At 55.4% G+C, this 19,454-nt stretch carries 16 protein-coding genes; 5 read left to right on the top strand and 11 right to left on the bottom strand.

What is annotated here, in order from left to right; genetic code table 11:
• Positions 1-3 precede the first annotated feature (3 nt).
• The 9 genes from yejF to EKN38_RS00805 all read right to left on the bottom strand — a co-directional run bounded on the left by yejF (position 4) and on the right by EKN38_RS00805 (position 11,598).
• Positions 4-1,593, bottom strand: coding sequence for a microcin C ABC transporter ATP-binding protein YejF (gene yejF, locus EKN38_RS00845; RefSeq protein ID WP_126521580.1), 1,590 nt, complete (start codon positions 1,591-1,593; stop codon positions 4-6).
• Between the two features lies 1 nt (position 1,594).
• Positions 1,595-2,620 carry an ABC transporter permease gene (locus EKN38_RS00840; RefSeq protein ID WP_014832713.1) on the bottom strand — a complete coding sequence of 342 codons (1,026 nt, stop codon included), beginning with the start codon at positions 2,618-2,620 and terminating at the stop codon, positions 1,595-1,597.
• On the bottom strand, positions 2,620-3,714 hold the full coding sequence (locus EKN38_RS00835) for a microcin C ABC transporter permease YejB (protein WP_014832712.1): 1,095 nt from the start codon (positions 3,712-3,714) through the stop codon (positions 2,620-2,622). The genes EKN38_RS00840 and EKN38_RS00835 overlap by 1 nt, the downstream gene beginning before the upstream one ends.
• Before the next feature lie 9 nt (positions 3,715-3,723).
• The gene (locus EKN38_RS00830; protein WP_014832711.1) at positions 3,724-5,529 is read right to left on the bottom strand and encodes an extracellular solute-binding protein; all 1,806 of its coding nucleotides are present in this window, start codon (positions 5,527-5,529) and stop codon (positions 3,724-3,726) included.
• A gap of 74 nt (positions 5,530-5,603) precedes the next feature.
• On the bottom strand, positions 5,604-7,160 hold the full coding sequence (locus EKN38_RS00825; protein WP_014832710.1) for a cyclic di-GMP phosphodiesterase: 1,557 nt from the start codon (positions 7,158-7,160) through the stop codon (positions 5,604-5,606).
• Between the two features lie 128 nt (positions 7,161-7,288).
• Positions 7,289-7,858: a bifunctional murein DD-endopeptidase/murein LD-carboxypeptidase gene (mepS, locus tag EKN38_RS00820; RefSeq protein ID WP_014170930.1), complete on the bottom strand. Its 570-nt coding sequence runs from the start codon at positions 7,856-7,858 to the stop codon at positions 7,289-7,291.
• Between the two features lie 416 nt (positions 7,859-8,274).
• Complete coding sequence (locus EKN38_RS00815; protein ID WP_148101648.1) at positions 8,275-8,988, bottom strand: phosphatase PAP2 family protein; 714 nt, start codon at positions 8,986-8,988, stop codon at positions 8,275-8,277.
• 33 nt (positions 8,989-9,021) lie between these two features.
• Positions 9,022-10,008 carry a CobW family GTP-binding protein gene (locus tag EKN38_RS00810; RefSeq protein WP_014832708.1) on the bottom strand — a complete coding sequence of 329 codons (987 nt, stop codon included), beginning with the start codon at positions 10,006-10,008 and terminating at the stop codon, positions 9,022-9,024.
• Between the two features lie 123 nt (positions 10,009-10,131).
• Positions 10,132-11,598 (bottom strand): mannitol dehydrogenase family protein, encoded by a 1,467-nt coding sequence (locus EKN38_RS00805; protein ID WP_014832707.1) that lies wholly within the window; start codon positions 11,596-11,598, stop codon positions 10,132-10,134.
• 205 nt (positions 11,599-11,803) lie between these two features.
• On the opposite strand from EKN38_RS00805, the gene uxuA reads away from it, so the two are divergent.
• Entirely contained in the window at positions 11,804-12,994 is a 1,191-nt protein-coding gene (uxuA, locus tag EKN38_RS00800) for a mannonate dehydratase (protein ID WP_014832706.1), read from the top strand.
• A gap of 116 nt (positions 12,995-13,110) precedes the next feature.
• On the opposite strand, the gene yeiP is transcribed toward uxuA, so the two are convergent.
• Positions 13,111-13,683: an elongation factor P-like protein YeiP gene (yeiP, locus tag EKN38_RS00795; protein WP_008500940.1), complete on the bottom strand. Its 573-nt coding sequence runs from the start codon at positions 13,681-13,683 to the stop codon at positions 13,111-13,113.
• 164 nt (positions 13,684-13,847) lie between these two features.
• On the opposite strand from yeiP, the gene EKN38_RS00790 reads away from it, so the two are divergent.
• Positions 13,848-14,102, top strand: a complete 255-nt coding sequence (locus EKN38_RS00790; RefSeq protein WP_014832705.1) for a YkgJ family cysteine cluster protein — start codon at positions 13,848-13,850, stop codon at positions 14,100-14,102.
• Here the strand turns inward: EKN38_RS00790 and setB are convergent.
• Entirely contained in the window at positions 14,099-15,280 is a 1,182-nt protein-coding gene (gene setB / locus EKN38_RS00785; protein ID WP_014832704.1) for a sugar efflux transporter SetB, read from the bottom strand. The genes EKN38_RS00790 and setB overlap by 4 nt on opposite strands.
• Before the next feature lie 357 nt (positions 15,281-15,637).
• On the opposite strand from setB, the gene fruB reads away from it, so the two are divergent.
• From fruB to fruA, 3 genes are read left to right on the top strand one after another with little or no spacing between them, the layout of a single operon-like run.
• Positions 15,638-16,768: a fused PTS fructose transporter subunit IIA/HPr protein gene (gene fruB, locus EKN38_RS00775; protein WP_014832702.1), complete on the top strand. Its 1,131-nt coding sequence runs from the start codon at positions 15,638-15,640 to the stop codon at positions 16,766-16,768.
• Entirely contained in the window at positions 16,768-17,706 is a 939-nt protein-coding gene (gene fruK / locus EKN38_RS00770) for a 1-phosphofructokinase (protein ID WP_014170919.1), read from the top strand. The genes fruB and fruK overlap by 1 nt, the downstream gene beginning before the upstream one ends.
• Positions 17,707-17,722: 16 nt before the next feature.
• Positions 17,723-19,408, top strand: a complete 1,686-nt coding sequence (gene fruA, locus EKN38_RS00765) for a PTS fructose transporter subunit IIBC (protein WP_014832701.1) — start codon at positions 17,723-17,725, stop codon at positions 19,406-19,408.
• The last annotated feature ends 46 nt before the right edge of the window (positions 19,409-19,454 follow it).

Below are 19,454 nucleotides of genomic sequence, written 5' to 3'. Positions count from 1 at the left end.
GCGCTAGTCTGCCGATAACAGCTGGCGCGTGTAGCTCTGCGTCGGTGCAGTAAATACGCGCTGGCACTCACCTTGCTCGACCACCTTTCCCTGCCGCAACACGATCACCTGATGACATAGCGCCCGCACCACCTGTAGATCGTGGCTGATAAAGATATAGGCCAGCCGGTGCTTTTCCTGTAACCCTTTTAACAGGGTCAGGATCTGTGCTTGCACGGTTCTGTCCAGCGAGGATGTCGGTTCATCCAGGATAATCAGCTCCGGTTTAAGGATCAGTGCGCGGGCAATGGCGATGCGCTGGCGCTGTCCGCCAGAAAATTCAGCCGGGTAGCGATGCCGGGTTTCGGGATCTAACCCCACCTCCGCCATCACCCGCGTGACCTCGTTTTCACGTTGCAGAGCCGTCAGGGCAGGCTGATGGACGCGTAACCCTTCCTCGATGATCTGCAAAATACTCAGCCTTGGATTGAGCGAAGAATTGGGATCCTGAAACACCACCTGCATGCGGGGACGTACCGGCAGCATCTGCCGACGGTTCCAGCGGTGCAGCGGCATGCCGTCAAACAGGATCTCGCCCTGCGAGGCGATCAAACGCAGCAGTGCCAGGCCGGTGGTGCTTTTGCCCGAGCCCGACTCACCCACCAGGCCCAGCGACTCGCCCGGACGCAGTGAAAAACGGATATTTTTCAGCACGGCGTTCTGGTCGACCACGCGGCGCAGAATACCTTTGCGGATGGGGAAGGAGACAGACAGTCCCTCGACGTTGAGCAACGGCGTGCTGTCCCCCCGGAGAGGCACCGGATCGCCTGAGGGTTCACTGTCGAGCAGCCGCCGGGTATACGGGTGCTGAGGCGCATTCAGCAGTGAGGCGGCGGTGTTCTGCTCAACACAGCGTCCGTTTTGCATCACGGCGACGCTGTCGGCCAGCTTTTTCACAATGCTCAGGTTATGGGTGATAAACAGCAGACTCATGTTCAGCTCGCTACGTAGCTCCCGCAGCAGCTGTAAAATCTGCGCCTGCACCGTGACGTCCAGCGCGGTGGTGGGCTCATCGGCAATCAACAGTTCCGGGCGCGTCAGCAGCGCCATGGCAATCATCACCCGTTGGCGCTCACCGCCGGAAAGCTGATGCGGAAAATCGCTCAGCCGTTTTGCCGCGTTGCGGATGCCGGTTCTGTCGAGGCAGTCAAGGATTTCCCCGCGTGCGGCCTCTTTGCGCATGCCACGGTGCAGGGACAGCACTTCGTAAAGCTGTTTTTCCAGAGTATGCAGCGGGTTGAGTGAGACCATCGGCTCCTGGAAAATCATCGCAATTTTATTGCCGCGGACGCCCCGCAGGGTCTGTTCGTCGGCGTGCAGCAGCGAGCTGCCGTGAAACAGAATATCCCCTTGCGGGTAGCTCACCGGCGGAGAGGGGAGCAGGCGCAGAATGGAGAGTGCCGAGACGCTCTTGCCGGAGCCAGATTCCCCCACCAGCGCCAGCGTTTCGCCACGCTGGATCTGCAGCGACAGATCGCTGACCACGGTGCGCGTCTCACCCTGTTTCGAAAAGGCAATCGACAGATTATCGATACTGAGAAGGGGCTGCGTCATGTTACACCGCCTTGTTGGGATCGAAGGCGTCGCGCACGGCTTCGCCAATAAAAATCAGCAGCGAAAGCAGTACCGCCACGGAAAGAAAGGCTGTAATGCCCAGCCACGGCGCCTGCAGGTTGTTTTTGCCCTGCAGCAACAGCTCGCCGAGCGACGGGGAGCCGAGCGGTAGTCCGAAGCCCAGAAAATCGAGCGAGGTGAGGGTGGTGATGGAGCTGCACAAAATAAACGGCAGGAAGGTCAGGGTCGCCACCACGGCGTTCGGCAGCATATGGCGGAAGATGATCCCACGGTCGCTCACGCCCAGTGCCTGCGCGGCACGAATATAATCAAAATTACGGGTGCGCAGAAATTCTGCGCGCACGACGCCCACCAGCGCCATCCAGCCAAACAACACGGTGATCCCCAGCAGCCACCAGAAGTTTGGCTGCACCACGCTTGAAAGCAGGATGATCAGAAACAGCGTTGGCATACCTGACCACACCTCAATCACGCGCTGACCCCAGAGGTCAATTTTACCGCCATAGTAGCCCTGTACGGCTCCTGCCACCACGCCCATCACGCTGGAGAAGAGCGTCAGCATCAGCCCAAAGAGGATCGAGATTCGGGTACCGTAGAGGATGCGCGCCAGCACGTCGCCACCGTTGGCATCCGTTCCCAGCCAGTTTTGCGTGGACGGGGGAGAAGGGAAGGGGGTCGTGGTGGCGAAATTGATACTGTTGGCGCCAAAACGAATCGGGGCCCACAGTGCCCAGCCGTGTTGATCAATCTGCTGGCGCAGCCACGGATCCTGATATTCCGCCGGTGTCGCAAACGGGCCGCCAAAGTCACTCTCACTGTAGTTGTTAAGCACCGGGACATACCAGCGGTCGTTAAAATGCACCAGCAGGGGTTTATCGTTGGCAATCAGCTCTGAGCACAGGCTTAACACAAACAGGACGGCAAAGATCCACAGCGACCAGTAGCCACGACGGTTGTGGCGAAAACGGGCCCAGCGGGCCTGATTGACGGGGCTTAAACGCGGCATCATCGGCCCTCAAAATCGATTCGGGGATCGACCAGCGTATAGCTGATATCACTGACGATATTCAGCAGCAGGCCAATCAGAGTGAAAATGTAGAGTGTGCCAAACATCACCGGGTAATCACGCGACACGGTGGCTTCATAGCCCAACAGCCCCAGACCGTTAAGCGAGAACATCACCTCAATAAGCAGCGAACCGGTAAAAAACATACTGATGAACGTGGCCGGAAATCCGGCAATCACCAGCAGCATGGCGTTGCGGAACACGTGCTTCCACATGATCTGTTTTTCACCCACGCCCTTCGCGCGGGCGGTGACGACATACTGCTTGCGGATCTCATCAAGAAAAGCGTTTTTGGTCAGCATGGTCAGGGCGGCAAATCCGCCAATCACCGTTGCCAGCACCGGCAGCGTGATATGCCAGAGATAGTCGGTGATTTTCTGATACCACGGCAGGGTGCTGAAATCGGCGGATACCAGCCCCCGCAGCGGGAAGAGATCGAAATAGCTGCCGCCGGCAAAAAAGACAATCAGCAGCACAGCGAACAGAAACGCCGGAATGGCATAGCCGATGATAATGAACGTACTGCTCCAGATATCAAAGCGGCTGCCGTTGTAGACCGCTTTACGGATCCCAAGCGGTATAGAGACCAGGTAGATAATCAGCGTTCCCCACAGTCCCAGGGTGATCGACACCGGCAGGCTTTGTTTGATCAGAGTTAAGACCGAGGCACTGCGGAACAGACTATCGCCAAAATCAAACCGGACATAATCCCACAGCATTTTGAAATAGCGCTCGTGAATCGGTTTATCAAAGCCATAGCGATGGGTGATCTCGGCAATCACCTCCGGATCCAGCCCACGGCCGCCGCGATAATGGCTTTCGCTGATATTCCCCACGCCCGTTCTGGCGTGGCTTGCGCCCATTCCTTCTCCGCCACCGCCGGGCATCCCGCCGCTGGTGCCAAATTCAATGGCCGCAATCGCCTGATCGACCGGGCCGCCGGGCGCGATTTGCACAATAAAGAAGTTAATGGTGATGATGGCCCACAGGGTTGGGATGATCAGCAGGAGACGGCGGATTAGATACGCACCCATGATGATTCCTTATCGCCGCTCAGCAGGGAGTCTGGCGGCTTTGTTAACGTCATACCACCAGGTATCAAAGCCCAGCGAATAGATCGGGCGCACGGCAGGCAGCGAAAACTTGTCCCAGCGGGCAAGACGATCTTCACCCATATACCACATGGGCAGCATGTAGTAGTTCCAGGTGAGCACTCTGTCGAGGGCGCGTCCTGATGGCAGGAGCTTCTGTTTATCGCCCTGTGCCGCCACGATCTTTGCAATTAGCGCGTCAACGACCGGGCTTTTTACCCCCGGCGCATTGTACGAGGAGTCGATGTAACTGGACGCCCAGGAGATCTGCAGGTCGGAGCTGGGCCAGGGCTGCGCGGGCCACAGGCTCTGCATCATATCGTAATCCCGGCTGCGTTTGCGGTTGGTGAGCTGGGCAATATCCACCTGGCGTATGTTCATTATGATCCCCAGCCGGGCCAGGTTGTGCTTAAACGGCAAAACCCACTGATCGTTTGCCCCGGACGCGATCAGGAGCTCGAAGCTCAACGGTTTTCCCGTTTGAGCATTGACCCGTTTTTGATTTTTCAGGACCCAACCGGCCTCATCCAGCAATTTGCTGGCTTTCAGCAAATTGTCACGATCAAAGCCGTTGCCATCGGAGGTGGGGGGATCAAACACAGTGGTAAAAACTTCCGGCGGCAATTGTGCTTTGAAGGGGGCCAGCAGCGTCAACTCGTCGGCATTGGGGTAAGCGCGCGCAGCGTATTCGGTATTCTGAAAATAGCTGTTAGCGCGGCTGTAGGCACCATAGAACAGCGCCTTGTTCATCCACTCAAAGTCAAAGGCCAGGGTAATGGCCTGACGTACCCGGCGGTCGTTAAACACCGGACGCTGAATATTGAACGCCAGCCAGCGCGTGTCCTGGGCAGAGCTATTTTTGTGCTCGTCCTTGACGATGTAGCCGTTGGCGAAGTTTTTGCCAATATAGCGCGTGGCCCAGTTTTTGGCGCTGCTCTCCAGGCGTAAATCGAAAGCTCCGGCCTTAAAGGCCTCAAAAGCCACGTTATCGTCCAGGTAGTAATCATAGCGAAGGGTGTCGAAGTTCCAGCGCCCCCGGTTTACCGGCAGGCTGGCGGCCCAGTAGTCTTTTACACGGGAGTAGACCACATACTGCCCCATGCGCCAGTCGGTGATGCGGTACGGGCCTCCTGCCAGCGGCGGAGTGGAGAGCGGGTCGCTCAATTTATGGGATTTCCAGAACGATTCAGGCATCACGGGCAGGGAGAACAGGCTCAGCATATTCTCTTTATTTGGCTCGCTGAGTTCAATGCGCACCGTGAGCGGTGCGATGGCCCGGACCGACGCGCCTTTGTAGACAATGCGGAACTGGGGAACGCCTTCGGTCATGAATTTATGAAACGTAAAGGCGATATCGCTTGCCCTGACCGGCGTGCCGTCATGAAAACGTGCCCGCGGGTTAAGTGAAATTTCTGCCCAGGCAAAATTATCCGCATACCGCACGTTTTCGGCGATCAGCGGGTAGTAACTGCCGGGCTCATCATCAGAGGTGACAAACAGGGTATCGTAGAGAGATTCGGTGCGCGCCGCGGCCACACCGCGCAGGGCAAAGCGGTTAAAGTTATCGAACGTGCCCGTGGCGGAGAGCGTCACATTCCCGCCTTTCGGCGCGGCAGGGTTAACGTAATCGTAATGGGTGAAATTCACCGCGTATTTCGGTTCACCAATCACGGCAAACGCAACGTCTTCTTTGATGGTTTGCGCCTGGCTGGACAGGGGCGTCAGTGCCAACAGCAACAGTATGAAGCGCATAAACATCTCGCGGCGGCTCCCTCTTTAACAGACCGGCTCAGTTAAGCTGAATAATAAGTGACGTCACGGGCAATGTGAAATTATTCGCCAGCGGGCGACAGGTCAGGCCGCCACTCACGGAACTGCGCCAGCGGCATCGGACGGCTAATCCAGTATCCCTGCAGGAAGTTAACGCCATGTTCGCGCAACCAGGCTGCCTGTTCCGGTGTCTCCACGCCTTCCGCGACGGTGGACATATTGAGCCGTCTGGCCAGCATCAGCACGGCATCAAGCACCGGGGAGGTGACGGTTTCTGTCCCAATGGCGTTAACGAAACCCCGGTCAATTTTGATGTAGTCCATGGTGAAGTGCTCAAGATAGATCAGCGCGCTGTGGCCGGTACCGAAATCATCAATCGCTATCTCAAACCCTTCGTTGTGCAGCCATTCGAACAGGTTGTTGGCTTCACGGTGATTGAGCATGTCGCGCTCGGTAATTTCCAGCACCAGTTGGAAGTGATCCGGCGGGAGTAAATCTTTAAACGTGCGCATATCATCTTTGAAACTTTCTGCATGCAGATGCCCCGGCGCGATATTAATACCGAGTTTCGCACCAGGTGGTAACTGTGTCTGTAATACCGGCGCATCGTGAATGATAAGGTCAAACAGATGCAGCGTGAGCGGAACAATCAGCTGCTGGGCTTCAGCAAAATTGATAAAGGCATCAGGTGGGATCTCACCCATGGTAGGGTGCTTCCAGCGCATCAGGACCTCAACCCCCCGCATTTTAAGATCTTTTGCATCCACCACGGGCTGATAGACCACATAAAACTGGCCGCGCTTAATGGCGCTGAGGATCTCTTTGCCGGGATTAACGCGGATGGTGAGGATATAGAAATTAAGCGATCCTGCCGCAATACCACACACCAGCCCGAAGAACAGGGCGAAGAGGATTTCGTCGCTCGTCCACTTTTCGGCGTACAGATTGACGGTCAACGGCACTGCTTTAAGCGTGGCGGTACGCTCGGGCACTTCATGTAAATCTTTCGCCCTGACCAGGGTGCTGGACATTGTAGACAGCGCCATGTCGCCGATGATGATGGCAATCCCTGCGAAGTCATCCTGACGCGCGGTATAAAGCAGATAGGGGGTCAGATTGAGATTAACTGACGTAAATACCCCGCCGTCTTTAACCAGAGGGTTTCGGTACCAGATGGCAATGGCGGGTTTATTCGGCAGCATAGGGGTGCCTGGCAGTAACGCCATATCAATCTGCTTGTTGATGTGCAGCTCGGGTATAAGTTCTTCCATCGGGCTATTCATCGGCCCGGTGGCCGACGAGCAGAAGGCTATTTTGTCCCTGACCAGTAAGAACGCACGCACATTGAGACTGAAGGCCGCGCGCGACGTCAGCTCGGCATTCACGTCATGGCAGCTGTTTAGCGTGAGGGGCTGGAGGACATCGATAGAGGTTTTCAACTCATCGAAATAGCTCTCCATATAGATACTCACATCGGTAATCAGGGTGTCGAACCGCACTTCCCGCTTGTGGTAACTCCAGAAAAATTGCAGGGATCCGAGAAGCAGGGCAATGACCAGACCCGTAATAACGCTGAGGAGAAGTATTTTGCGATTACTGGAAAAGTAGCGGGTGAACATAGACGTCGTGATTCCTGAATTGCCGCTGGATGTATTCAGTTTAACGGGCAAAAAAAAACACCGCCGAAGCAGTGTCTTTTTTTCATCATATCGCCAGCCAAGGGATAACCCGCGATACAATCATCATATTAACTGCGGGTCAGTACGCGACGCGCTTCGTTGTAGCGCTTCTTCCAGTATGGCTCGTTCATGCTGGAAATGGTCACACCGCTGCTGGTGGAGGCATGCACAAACTGGTCATTACCAATATAGATGCCGACATGTCGACCCGTAGAACCGGCACGGAACAGGACTAAGTCACCGGTGCGCAGTTTTGTACGTGAAATCGACTTGCCCATCTCCTGCTGTTCATAGGTTGAACGCGGAAGATCTAACCCAAACTGCTCACGGAAAGTACGCTGTACAAAACCGGAACAATCGATACCTTTTTTGGTGCTGCCGCCCAGACGATAACGCACGCCTTTCCAGTCAGCATACTGGTCCATAATACGGGACTTCACGTCCAGATTACGCACCATATTTTCAAATTCATCCTGAGAGGCTTGCAGTGACGAGGAATCTTCCATTCCCACAACACGCGTCTCAGGATGCATATTCTTTGCGGTGTTCGATGTACTACATGCAGACAGCAGTACCGCGACTGCTATCGCCGGGATCCCCCGTAAGATGTATCTCAAAATCGGTTGAGATTTGACCATTTTGTTTATTTTCCCTTGAAGTCCTTAACGACAAATATCGTTATAAAAATGCCAAACGTGACGAGACTAATTATCTGTTCACAATGAGACAATTCTTTCTGGTCACATTTGTGGCGCAGCGCACAAATTTATTCACCAAGGAAATAATTATCTCTATGGGGCAAAACGAGTTCGAGATTAACCGATTGCCAGGGCTATTGCGAGTAAAAAAAGCCTTTTTTTTATAAGAAATTGTGATACAGAAAGTAAAAATCCGTCATTGCTTAAAATGCAGTCAGATCCGACGCTTAATCACGCAATTGCTTCATTTTTATCATGAAGCTGATGACAGGAATATGACAGGGTGAAACGATCGTGGGCGGGAGATCTATCAGGGATCGCGATGATCCCTGATAGCGAGCGTTAATTTAGGTTAGTTATTTGTTTAATACTTGTTGCGTTTTACCGGGGAGATAGCGATCAAACAACGCTATTATTCGGTCGCTCAGTGGCGTCATCAGACACCAGGGCAACGCAATCAGCGCAACGGAGAGCGAACCCACGGCAATATCGGTGAACCAGTGTGCGCCAATCATTACGCGAGGGAAGGCGAAAACCACAAAAATAATCAGGGCTATTGCGAACGCTTTTCTGCCGAAATAGCGCAACATGACTGCGCAAAAAATAAGCAACATCATGCCGTGATCGCCAGGGAAACTGGCCTTTGAGGCATCTTTCGTCGGAATATGCAGCAATTCGCTGACGCGATAAATATCGGTAAAGAAGAGCGTTGGGCTTGAGCGCTTGACCGGAATAATAGCCGTAGCCAACTGGTTAATGGCTACGGCAAGCAGCAGCATCATCAGACCAATAATCATAATGCGGCGACGCCCGGTTTTGTCCTCTTTCAGCCAGAAAGAGAGCATCAGACAGCCCATCGCCACCAGCGAACAGCCGTCAAACGCGCGGTTATTGGTAATCGCCACCAGCCACAGGAAGGCATCACTCTTCACCAGAGCCTGGTTAAAGAAATGGAAGATGGCAGAATCCAGCGGAAACCAGAAACCGTGATCCACCGGGATATACCAGGAGAAAAAGAGCGCCAGTCCGGCGACATTGAGCAGCAAAATCATGGGAATTCGAGTTGTCATAACATTCAGCATACAGGGAAATCAGGGGCAACGTTAGCCGCCCGAACTTAAACGAAGCTTCAACAGGCTGGACTGCAGGGCATTCCAGTCGGCGTTAACCGCACTAATTAACTCTATTCGGCTATCCGGGGGCGCAACATTCTGCGTTTCAATAAAGAAATCTTCACCCTGACGGTTGATACGCACCAGGCCGTCGGGGGTGCGCATAATCCCCTTAACGCGATCGACCGGCGCCAGTCTTGCCCACTCCAGTACGCCTATGGTGTCGAAAACGGTATCCGCATCGAAGATCCACCCACAGGCCTGATAGCCCTGACCGCTGTTCAGATTACGCCGCCAGCGCTGGTGTTCAGGCAGACTCAACGCTGCCAGACCCTGCTTTGCGGGATGACTATGCGCATGCTCCGCACTGGCTGGCAGCTCGGTGAGGTTCAGACGAGGAAGGTCGAGCAGGGCGACATCCATCTTCCCCTGAGTGGTTTGCACCCGCTGACGGTTGCCCCCGAAATGTTGCCACCAGGCATCGAATGCCGCCTGGCTTTCAGCCGTAGCCCGATCTTCTTTATTTGCGACGATAATATCTGCGCAGGCGAGCTGATCGCGGAAGTTGTCGTTGGCCACCGCTTTTTCATCCAGCAGCTGTCGCGGGTCGAGCAGGCAAAGCGTGGCGCGTAAGTCTATCCACGGCTCGTAAACCGGTGCGGTGAGTAAATCAAGAATTTGCTTCGGGTGGCCAAGCCCCGTCGGTTCAATCAGCAGGCGGTCGGGTTTACCCTGACGCAGCAGCGTGTTCAGCCCCACCTGCATGGGCAGGCCATTCACACAGCACATGCATCCGCCCGGGATCTCTTTGATCATGGCGCCGCTGTCAGACAGTAACGCGCCGTCAATACCGACTTCACCGAATTCATTGACCAGCACGGCCCATTTTTCTGCCGGATCTTTATTGGCCAGCAGGTGGAGAATCGAGGTGGTTTTCCCGCTACCGAGAAAACCGGTAATAAGGTTGGTCCTGGTCACGTGCGCTCCGGTAGATAATTGTGATGATGTAACAATTATCTCTCATCCTGACGAAAAAAGGGCGCAATGAGAAGAGGAAGGGCAAACGGAGCGCATGTCCGTTCGCCTTAAGCGCAATAAACGTTAAAGATTTAACGTTTCGATAACAGCCTGGCGCGCCCCGAAGCGGGCAATACGTTGGTATGCCTGGCGCACCGCCTCGACAAAAACGGGGTTTTGCGCGAGGTCATGACCAAAAACTTCACTCAGCGTCAGCAGAGCGGTAACGCGGTTTGCGTCATTGCTGGCTTCAACCTTCGCACGAATTTTGTCGCTGAGCGGATCGCGGACATCAATCGTATTGCCTTGTTCATCTGTACTGCTGACGTAGCGGATCCAGCCCGCCACGCCCAGCGCCAGCAATGGCCATGCACTTTTGCGCTCCAGATGAATACGGATCCCCTCCAGCATGCGCTGAGGCAGCTTCTGGCTCCCGTCCATCGCGATTTGCCAGGTGCGATGCTGCAGTGCCGGGTTAGCAAAACGATCGAGCAGGCTGTCGGCGTAAGCTGTCAGGTCAACGCCGGTGATACGCAGCGTGGGGGCCTGTTCATCCAGCATTAAGCGTCGCGCGGCCTGACGAAACGCCTCATCCTCCATACATTCATTAATATGCGCATACCCGGCGAGATAGCCCAGATACGCCAGGAAAGAGTGGCTGCCGTTGAGCATGCGTAGCTTCATCTGTTCCCACGGAAGAACGTCCTGCACCATCTGCACGCCTGCCACTTCCCACTCCGGGCGTCCGGCGACAAAGTTATCTTCCACGACCCACTGAATAAAGGGCTCGCAGCTGATGGCGCACGGATCGTCAACACCCAGTTCCTGCGCGATTTCCGCCAGTGAGGCGTCGGTGGCGGCGGGCACAATCCTGTCGACCATCGTTCCCGGAAAACTAACATGGTCATCAATCCACCCGGCCAGTTCAGGAGCGCGTTTCTGAGCCATGCCGAGAACGGCATTTTTCACCACATGGCCGTTATCAGGGATGTTATCGCAGGAAAGCACCGTAAAGGCGGGTAAGCCGCGTTCACGGCGGCGATGGAGCGCTTCGACAATGATCCCCGGGGCGGAATGCGGCTCGGTGGGATTTTCCAGGTCGTGAACGATGCGGGCGTTTTGCAAATCCAGTTTCCCGGTGGCGGGGTCGATGCAGTAGCCTTTCTCAGTGATGGTGAGCGAAACGATAGCCACCTGCGGCTCGCAAAATTTCTCAATGATGGCGGCCAGCGAATCCAGTTTTGCGTTCAGGCATTCATGCACGGCCCCAATGATAATGGGTTGGTTGCCCTCCGCGCCTTTCTCCAGCACGGTGAAGAGATGATCCTGGGCCCGGAGCTGGCGCATCAACACATCGCCGCTGAAGAGGCTGATCTCACAGATGCCCCAGTCGCCTCCTTTGGCATTCAGCACGCGATCGGTCAACAACGCCTGATGCGCGCGGTGAAAGGCACCAAAGCCGAAATGGACGATGCGCGAGCGCAGATGCGTGCGATCGTAGCGCGGTTGCTGAACATGGGCAGGAAGCGAGGTGGAGGCAATTGTCTTCATGAAATACACACCTGATTAACCATTAATTAACAATGCCAGTGTAAAGTTATATGACAACAAAAAGAATTGGTAAGCCGTAATTATCGCGGTTATGTGAGTTTGATCAATCAATGTGTGGCGCTGTATTGACCCTTCTCGTTAAACATGTATGGTAGTCGTCATCGCAGTAACATATATTGGTATAACAACTTGAGAGGGTGGGGCAATGGAACAAACCTGGCGTTGGTACGGGCCGAACGATCCGGTTTCTCTTGATGATGTGCGTCAGGCTGGCGCAACGGGTGTCGTCACGGCGCTGCATCATATTCCTAATGGTCAGGTGTGGCCGATAGAGGAAATTCAAAAGCGTCAGGCACTGCTGGCGGAAAAGGGATTAACCTGGTCTGTTGTAGAAAGTATTCCCGTTCACGAAGATATCAAAACTCATTCCGGCGAGTATCAGACCTGGATTGCCAACTATCAGCAGAGCATCCGCAACCTGGCGGCCTGTGGTATTGATACCGTTTGCTACAACTTCATGCCGATTCTGGACTGGACGCGCACTGACCTTGAGTATCAGATGCCTGACGGTTCAAAAGCGCTGCGTTTTGATCAGATCGCCTTTGCGGCATTTGAGTTGCACATTCTGAAGCGCCCTGGCGCGGAAGCCGATTACACGCCGGAAGAGCAGCAGCAGGCGCGCGCATGGTTTAGCGCAGCAAGTGAAGCTGACATTGAAAAGCTGACCCGCAATATCATCGCCGGCCTGCCGGGCGCTGAAGAGGGCTACACGCTGGATCAGTTCCGCGCTCGTCTGGCAGAGTACGGTGATATCGATAAAAATCAGCTGCGCGAAAACATGGCCTACTTCCTGCGCGCGATTGTACCGGTGGCGGAAGAGGCGGGCGTTCGTCTGGCCGTGCACCCGGACGATCCTCCGCGCCCGATCCTCGGTCTGCCGCGTATCGTTTCTACCCTCGAAGATATGCAGTGGCTGAAAGAGACGGTCGATAGCATTTATAACGGCTTTACCATGTGCACGGGCTCGTACGGCGTGCGTGCGGATAACGACCTGGTACAGATGATCGAAACCTTCGGCGATCGCATTCACTTCACGCATCTGCGTGCAACCTGCCGCGAAGAGAACCCGAAAACCTTCCACGAAGCGGCACACCTGGGCGGTGATGTGAATATGGTGGCGGTGGTGGATGCCATTCTGGCAGAAGAGTCACGGCGTAAGCAGGCGGGTGATTTACGTCCTATCCCGTTCCGTCCGGATCATGGGCATCAGATGCTGGACGATCTGCGCAAGAAAACCAACCCGGGCTATTCGGCAATTGGCCGTCTGAAAGGGATGGCAGAAGTGCGCGGCGTAGAGCTGGCGCTGAAGATGACGAAGTATCCTGAGCTTCTGTAAGTTCTGTTGCCCGGTGGCGCTACGCTTACCGCGCCTACAAAATCAAAAAAACCGGCTCTCAGGCCGGTTTTTTCTAGGCCGGATAAGGCGAAGCCGCCACCCGGCAGATACACCACTTAGTCAGCACGACCCATATAGCGTTTTTCTTCGATATGAATGCGGATTTTCTCGCCGGCGGACAGGTACTCAGGCACCTGTACCACCAGACCGGTGGTCAGAGTCGCTGGTTTGTTACGTGCACTGGCTGACGCGCCTTTAATGCCCGGTGCCGTTTCAACGATTTCCAGATCAACCGTCTGCGGCAGTTCCAGCGCCAGCAGCACGCCGTCCCAGGTCAGAACCTGCATGTCCGGCATACCGCCTTCAGGAATGAAGAGCAGCTCTTCTTCAATCTGATCTTTGGTGAAGATGTACGGGGTGTAATCTTCTTTATCCATGAATACATACTCGTTGCCGTCGATATAGGAGAAATCGACATAGCGACGGGTCAGAGTGACGGTATCAACGATATCATCACCTTTGAAACGTTCTTCCACTTTAAGGCCGGTACGCACATCGGCGAAACGCATTTTGTACAGCGTTGCTGCACCACGGGCGCTCGGGGCCTGAATATCGATATCTTTCACAATCAGCAGTTTGCCGTTGTAATTCAGTACCATACCTTTCTTAATTTCGTTCGCTCTTGGCATTGCAGTAATCCTGTCTACGGGAGGTAAAAAATATCGCGCCAAATTACTCGTGCGCGGCCTTTCAGGCAAGCGGAATTCGTGGCTTTTGCTATCAATACGCAAAAGGTGTTACTGTGCACGCGATACCCGACTGCGCGGGTATTCGTCACCGATAGAGAGCATTTATGGATTGTCGTCCCGATTGCGGCGCGTGCTGTACCGCACCGTCCATTTCAAGCCCCATTCCAGGAATGCCGGAGGGCAAGCCTGCCAATACCCGCTGCGTTCAGCTCTCTGAAACCAACCTGTGCAAGATCTTTGGTTCGCCTCTGCGCCCGAAGGTGTGCTCCGGGCTGCAGCCCTCCGCTGAGATGTGCGGCAGCACGCGCGCGCAGGCGATGACGTACCTGCTTGATCTGGAAGCGCTCACCGCACCTTAAACGTCTTTAATTCTTGTCAGGCAGCCTATCGTCAGGGTGCACATCACCAGCGCAATCCAGAACACCGTGTGATAGTTCCAGATCTCGGCCACCACACCGGCCATTGAGCCTGCGATAATCCAGCCCACGCGGGTGGTATTAGTATAAAGGGTGGTGGCGGAGCCTGCCTGGCCCGGCATCAGATCCTGGAAGTAGAGCATGCCAATCCCGGCGAGTATGCCGATATAGATGGCGTTCAGCAGCTGTAAAGCCAGCAACAGCCCCGGCGTATGTACCGTCAGCATGCCGATATAAAACAGGAGCCCGGCGACGGCGGCGATACGCATCAGAAAACGTTTCCCGAAACGCTTCGCGTAATAGCCAGCAATCAGCATGGTGGGAATTTCAAGCCCGGCCGCGGTACCCATCATGATGCCAGCGAGCTTCTCGGGCAGATGCAGTTCGTCAATAATAAACAGCGGCATATTAATGATATACAGGCTGTTGGTGCCCCACATCAGCGTACAGATAATAAAGAGGAGCAGGGCGTCACGACGGTTACGCCGCGGTGCCTCCAGCACACCCGTCGCCACTTTTGGCTCTTTACGCATCGACGGCAGAAAGAACCACACCATGGTGCCACACACCACAAAGGCGACAGCCGCACTCAGGTACATCACCGTAAAACCAAACCCCATCGCCAGGGCGTAAGCCAGCGGCGGGCCTATCACCCACGCCAGCGACACTTGCGCACGCAGAATGGAGCTGAACATCACCGCTTCGCGCCCGGTATGGTCGGCATGCTCACGGGCAAGGGCGAACATCTGCGGATTCGCCGTTGAACCGAAACTGCTCAGAAACACCCCGATAAACAGCAGAACAAAATAGTTGCGGTTCCAGGCAAACAGGACGCAGGCGAACACCCCCAGCAGACAGCAAAAGACGATCAGGCTTTTACGATCGCCTTTTTTATCCGAACGCCCCGCCAGAAACTGGCTCACCAGGATGCCGATAATGGCACTTCCGGTAAAGAAGAAGCCCACCATCGCCGGGCGCGCATGGACTTCATTGGTCAGGAACAGGCTCAGCGTAGGGGTCTGCAGCGCACCGGCGATGCCGGTCAGGAAGGCAACAATCAAAAATGCCGTTGAGGTGAAATCAAAGGGCTTCGGCGAGACGGCGGCGGGCGTGTTATGCATGTTTCACAATCGGTGAGTTTTAAGGAGACGCGGAGTGTACGTCGCGAGTCAGAAAATAAACAGAGGGTGCGGTCAATTTCGCCACGAATAATCAAAATGGCATTTCAGATTTGCATGCCGCTGACCTTAGCTGAAACTGATTTGCTGACCGTCAGCAAAATTCAGCTCAACGAGGAAGAAATGTGCTGCATCTCTAAATTCTGCAATCAGAAATGTAACTTTCCTTGCAACGTCTTGCAGAAAGCGCAAGACTTTTTGAAACGTTTCAGCGCTATCTTGTTTTAACAAACGGAGCAGGCTAGCGCATTTTTTCTCATTTAAGCTGAAACGATTCAATTTCAGCAGGAGAGGAGAACCATGTTCCAGTTATCTGTACAGGATATCCACCCGGGCGCTCAGGCCGGGAACAAAGAAGAGGCTATTCGCCAGGTTGCCGCTGCCCTTGTGCAGGCCGGAAACGTGGCTGAAGGCTACGTTAATGGCATGCTGGCGCGTGAGCAGCAGACCTCGACCTTCCTTGGCAATGGCATCGCCATTCCGCACGGCACCACTGACACCCGCGACCAGGTGCTGAAAACCGGCGTTAAGGTTTATCAGTTCCCGCAGGGCGTAGTGTGGGGTGACGGGCAGGTGGCATACGTGGCTATCGGCATTGCGGCCAGCAGCGACGAGCACTTAGGTTTGCTGCGTCAGCTGACGCACGTGCTGAGCGATGACTCTGTGGCCGAACAGCTTAAATCTGCCACCACCGCTGAAGAGCTGCGCGCTCTGCTGATGGGCGAGAAACAGAGCGAAGCGCTGAAACTGGATAACGACACGCTGACGCTGGATGTTGCCGCGACGGACCTGGTGACGCTGCAGGCCCTGAACGCAGGACGCCTGAAAGAAGCCGGGGCGGCAGACGCTACCTTTGTCACCCGCGTCATTAACGATAAGCCTCTTAATCTGGGCCAGGGAATCTGGCTGAACGACAGTGCTGAAGGCAACCTGCGGAGCGCCATTGCGGTGAGCCGTGCCGCAAACGCCTTTGACGTAGATGGTGAAAGCGCTGCGCTGCTGGTGACCGTCGCCATGACCGATGACCAGCCGGTTTCCGTGCTGAAGCGTCTGGGCGATCTGCTGCTGAACAACAAAGCTAAAAAACTGCTGAACGCTGATGCCGCCACCGTGCTGGCACTGCTGACCAGTGATGATGCGCTGACTGATGATGTGCTGAGCGCAGAGTTCGTTGTGCGTAACGAGCACGGCCTGCATGCCCGTCCGGGTACCATGCTGGTGAATACCATTAAACAATTCGAAAGTGAGATCACCGTGGCTAACCTTGATGGCACGGGCAAAGCGGCCAATGGTCGTAGTCTGATGAAAGTTGTCGCGCTGGGCGTGAAGAAAGGTCACCGTCTGCGTTTCACCGCGCAGGGTGCGGATGCTGAACAAGCGCTGAAAGCGATTGGCGATGCCATCGCGGCGGGTCTGGGGGAGGGTGCATAATGAGCAGACGTGTTGCGACTATTACGCTGAACCCGGCTTATGACCTGGTAGGGTTTTGCCCGGAGATTGAGCGCGGCGAAGTAAACCTTGTGCGTACCACTGGCCTGCATGCTGCGGGCAAAGGGATTAACGTCGCGAAAGTGCTCAAGGATCTCGGTATCGATGTCACCGTGGGGGGATTCCTCGGTAAAGATAACCAGGATGGTTTCCAGCAGCTGTTCAGCGAGCTGGGTATTGCTAACCGTTTCCAGGTTGTTCAGGGCCGTACCCGTATCAACGTCAAACTGACGGAGAAAGACGGGGAAGTGACCGATCTGAACTTCTCTGGCTTTGAAGTGACGCCGTCTGACTGGGAGCGTTTTGTTAACGATTCCCTGACCTGGCTGGGCCAGTTTGACATGGTGTGCGTCAGCGGCAGTCTGCCCTCCGGCGTAAGCCCGGAAGCCTTCACCGACTGGATGACGCGTCTGCGCAGCCAGTGCCCGTGCATCATTTTTGACAGCAGCCGTGATGCGCTGGTTGCCGGTCTGAAAGCGTCGCCGTGGCTGGTTAAGCCTAATCGTCGTGAACTGGAGATCTGGGCTGGCCGGAAGCTGCCAGAATTAAAAGATGTGATTGACGCTGCCCATGCGCTGCGCGAGCAGGGTATCGCTCACGTGGTGATTTCGCTTGGTGCAGAAGGGGCGTTGTGGGTTAACGCGTCTGGCGAATGGATCGCCAAACCGCCGTCGGTTGACGTTGTCAGCACCGTTGGCGCCGGGGATTCGATGGTTGGCGGTCTGATCTACGGCCTGCTGATGCGCGAATCCAGTGAACATACTTTACGTCTTGCCACCGCCGTTGCTGCCCTGGCCGTGAGTCAGAGCAATGTCGGCATTACCGATCGTACCCAGTTAGCCGCGATGATGGCGCGCGTTGACTTAAAACCTTTTAACTAACAGCAGGAGAGGAATAATGAAAACGCTGCTGATTATTGACTCCGGTCTCGGACAGGCTCGCGCCTATATGGCGAAGACCCTGCTGGGAGCGGCGGCGAACAAAGCACATCTGGAAATGACCGATAACCCGGGCGACGCTGAACTGGCGATTGTGCTGGGTGATAAGGTCCCGGCTGACAGCGCGCTGAACGGCAAAAAAGTGTGGCTGGGCGATATTAATCGCGCGGTGGCACATCCGGAACTGTTCCTGAGCGAAGCGAAAGGTCATGCGTCTGTCTACAGCGCACCGGTTGCAGCGGCGCCGGTTGCTGCCGCGGGCCCGAAACGTATTGTGGCGGTGACGGCCTGCCCGACGGGCGTCGCACATACCTTTATGGCGGCTGAAGCAATTGAAACCGAAGCGAAAAAACGCGGCTGGTGGGTAAAAGTTGAAACCCGTGGCTCGGTGGGTGCGGGCAATGCCATCACCCCGGAAGAAGTGGCGGAAGCCGATCTGGTGATCGTTGCGGCGGATATCGAAGTGGATCTGGCAAAATTTGCCGGAAAACCGATGTACCGCACCTCTACCGGCCTGGCGCTGAAGAAAACTGCGCAGGAGTTTGATAAAGCGCTGGCAGAAGCCACGCCTTATCAGGCTACCGGTGCGGCTAAACCGGCCACCGAAGGGAAAAAAGAATCCGCGGGTGCCTATCGTCACCTGCTGACCGGTGTGTCTTATATGCTGCCGATGGTGGTCGCGGGTGGTCTGTGTATCGCGCTGTCATTCGCGTTTGGTATCACCGCATTTAAAGAAGAAGGGACGCTGGCCGCGGCGTTGATGCAGATTGGTGGCGGTTCCGCGTTCGCGCTGATGGTGCCGGTGCTGGCGGGCTTTATCGCCTTCTCCATCGCTGACCGTCCGGGTCTGACGCCAGGTCTTATCGGCGGTATGCTGGCCGTGAGCACCGGTTCCGGCTTTATTGGCGGTATCATTGCCGGTTTCCTGGCGGGTTACGTTGCGAAGCTTATCAGCTCGAAACTGAAGCTGCCGCAAAGTATGGAAGCCCTGAAACCGATTCTGATCATCCCGCTGATTTCCAGCCTGGTGGTCGGTCTGGCGATGATTTACCTGATTGGTAAGCCGGTTGCGGGTATCCTGGCGGGTCTGACCCACTGGCTGCAAACCATGGGTACGGCGAACGCGGTGCTGTTGGGTGCCATCCTTGGTGGCATGATGTGTACCGACATGGGTGGTCCGGTAAACAAAGCGGCCTACGCTTTCGGTGTTGGCCTGCTGAGTACTCAGACCTACGCGCCGATGGCAGCCATTATGGCGGCCGGTATGGTGCCACCGCTGGCTCTGGGGCTGGCAACGATTATTGCGCGTCGTAAATTCGACAAAGCGCAGCAGGAAGGCGGTAAAGCGGCGCTGGTGCTGGGCCTGTGCTTTATCACCGAAGGGGCGATTCCATTCGCGGCCCGTGACCCAATGCGTGTTCTGCCTTGCTGTATCGCTGGCGGCGCGGTGACCGGGGCAATCTCAATGGCGATTGGCGCGAAGCTGATGGCACCGCACGGTGGTCTGTTCGTTCTGTTGATCCCGGGCGCCATCACCCCGGTACTGGGTTACCTGCTGGCGATTGTTGCCGGTACGCTGGTGGCGGGGCTCTCTTACGCGGTGCTGAAACGCCCTGAAGCGGAAGTGGTGGCGAAAGCAGCCTAAGCGATAAAACCACAAAAAAGCCGGATCGCGTTAAGCGTCCGGCTTT

The organism is Enterobacter sp. WCHEn045836, assembly GCF_003965585.1.
Classification (GTDB): domain Bacteria; phylum Pseudomonadota; class Gammaproteobacteria; order Enterobacterales; family Enterobacteriaceae; genus Enterobacter; species Enterobacter dissolvens.
Note: the sequence above shows the minus strand (reverse complement) of the source record. Positions and strands in the feature narration are given on the sequence as shown.

What these genes read in the sequence shown, in the direction of transcription:
- yejF (WP_126521580.1), bottom strand. Translation starts at nt 1,593, where the DNA reads ATGACGCAGCCCCTTCTCAGTATCGATAATCTGTCGATTGCCTTTTCG.
- EKN38_RS00840 (WP_014832713.1), bottom strand. Translation starts at nt 2,620, where the DNA reads ATGCCGCGTTTAAGCCCCGTCAATCAGGCCCGCTGGGCCCGTTTTCGC.
- EKN38_RS00835 (WP_014832712.1), bottom strand. Translation starts at nt 3,714, where the DNA reads ATGGGTGCGTATCTAATCCGCCGTCTCCTGCTGATCATCCCAACCCTG.
- EKN38_RS00830 (WP_014832711.1), bottom strand. Translation starts at nt 5,529, where the DNA reads ATGTTTATGCGCTTCATACTGTTGCTGTTGGCACTGACGCCCCTGTCC.
- EKN38_RS00825 (WP_014832710.1), bottom strand. Translation starts at nt 7,160, where the DNA reads ATGTTCACCCGCTACTTTTCCAGTAATCGCAAAATACTTCTCCTCAGC.
- mepS (WP_014170930.1), bottom strand. Translation starts at nt 7,858, where the DNA reads ATGGTCAAATCTCAACCGATTTTGAGATACATCTTACGGGGGATCCCG.
- EKN38_RS00815 (WP_148101648.1), bottom strand. Translation starts at nt 8,988, where the DNA reads ATGACAACTCGAATTCCCATGATTTTGCTGCTCAATGTCGCCGGACTG.
- EKN38_RS00805 (WP_014832707.1), bottom strand. Translation starts at nt 11,598, where the DNA reads ATGAAGACAATTGCCTCCACCTCGCTTCCTGCCCATGTTCAGCAACCG.
- uxuA (WP_014832706.1), top strand. Translation starts at nt 11,804, where the DNA reads ATGGAACAAACCTGGCGTTGGTACGGGCCGAACGATCCGGTTTCTCTT.
- yeiP (WP_008500940.1), bottom strand. Translation starts at nt 13,683, where the DNA reads ATGCCAAGAGCGAACGAAATTAAGAAAGGTATGGTACTGAATTACAAC.
- EKN38_RS00790 (WP_014832705.1), top strand. Translation starts at nt 13,848, where the DNA reads ATGGATTGTCGTCCCGATTGCGGCGCGTGCTGTACCGCACCGTCCATT.
- setB (WP_014832704.1), bottom strand. Translation starts at nt 15,280, where the DNA reads ATGCATAACACGCCCGCCGCCGTCTCGCCGAAGCCCTTTGATTTCACC.
- fruB (WP_014832702.1), top strand. Translation starts at nt 15,638, where the DNA reads ATGTTCCAGTTATCTGTACAGGATATCCACCCGGGCGCTCAGGCCGGG.
- fruK (WP_014170919.1), top strand. Translation starts at nt 16,768, where the DNA reads ATGAGCAGACGTGTTGCGACTATTACGCTGAACCCGGCTTATGACCTG.
- fruA (WP_014832701.1), top strand. Translation starts at nt 17,723, where the DNA reads ATGAAAACGCTGCTGATTATTGACTCCGGTCTCGGACAGGCTCGCGCC.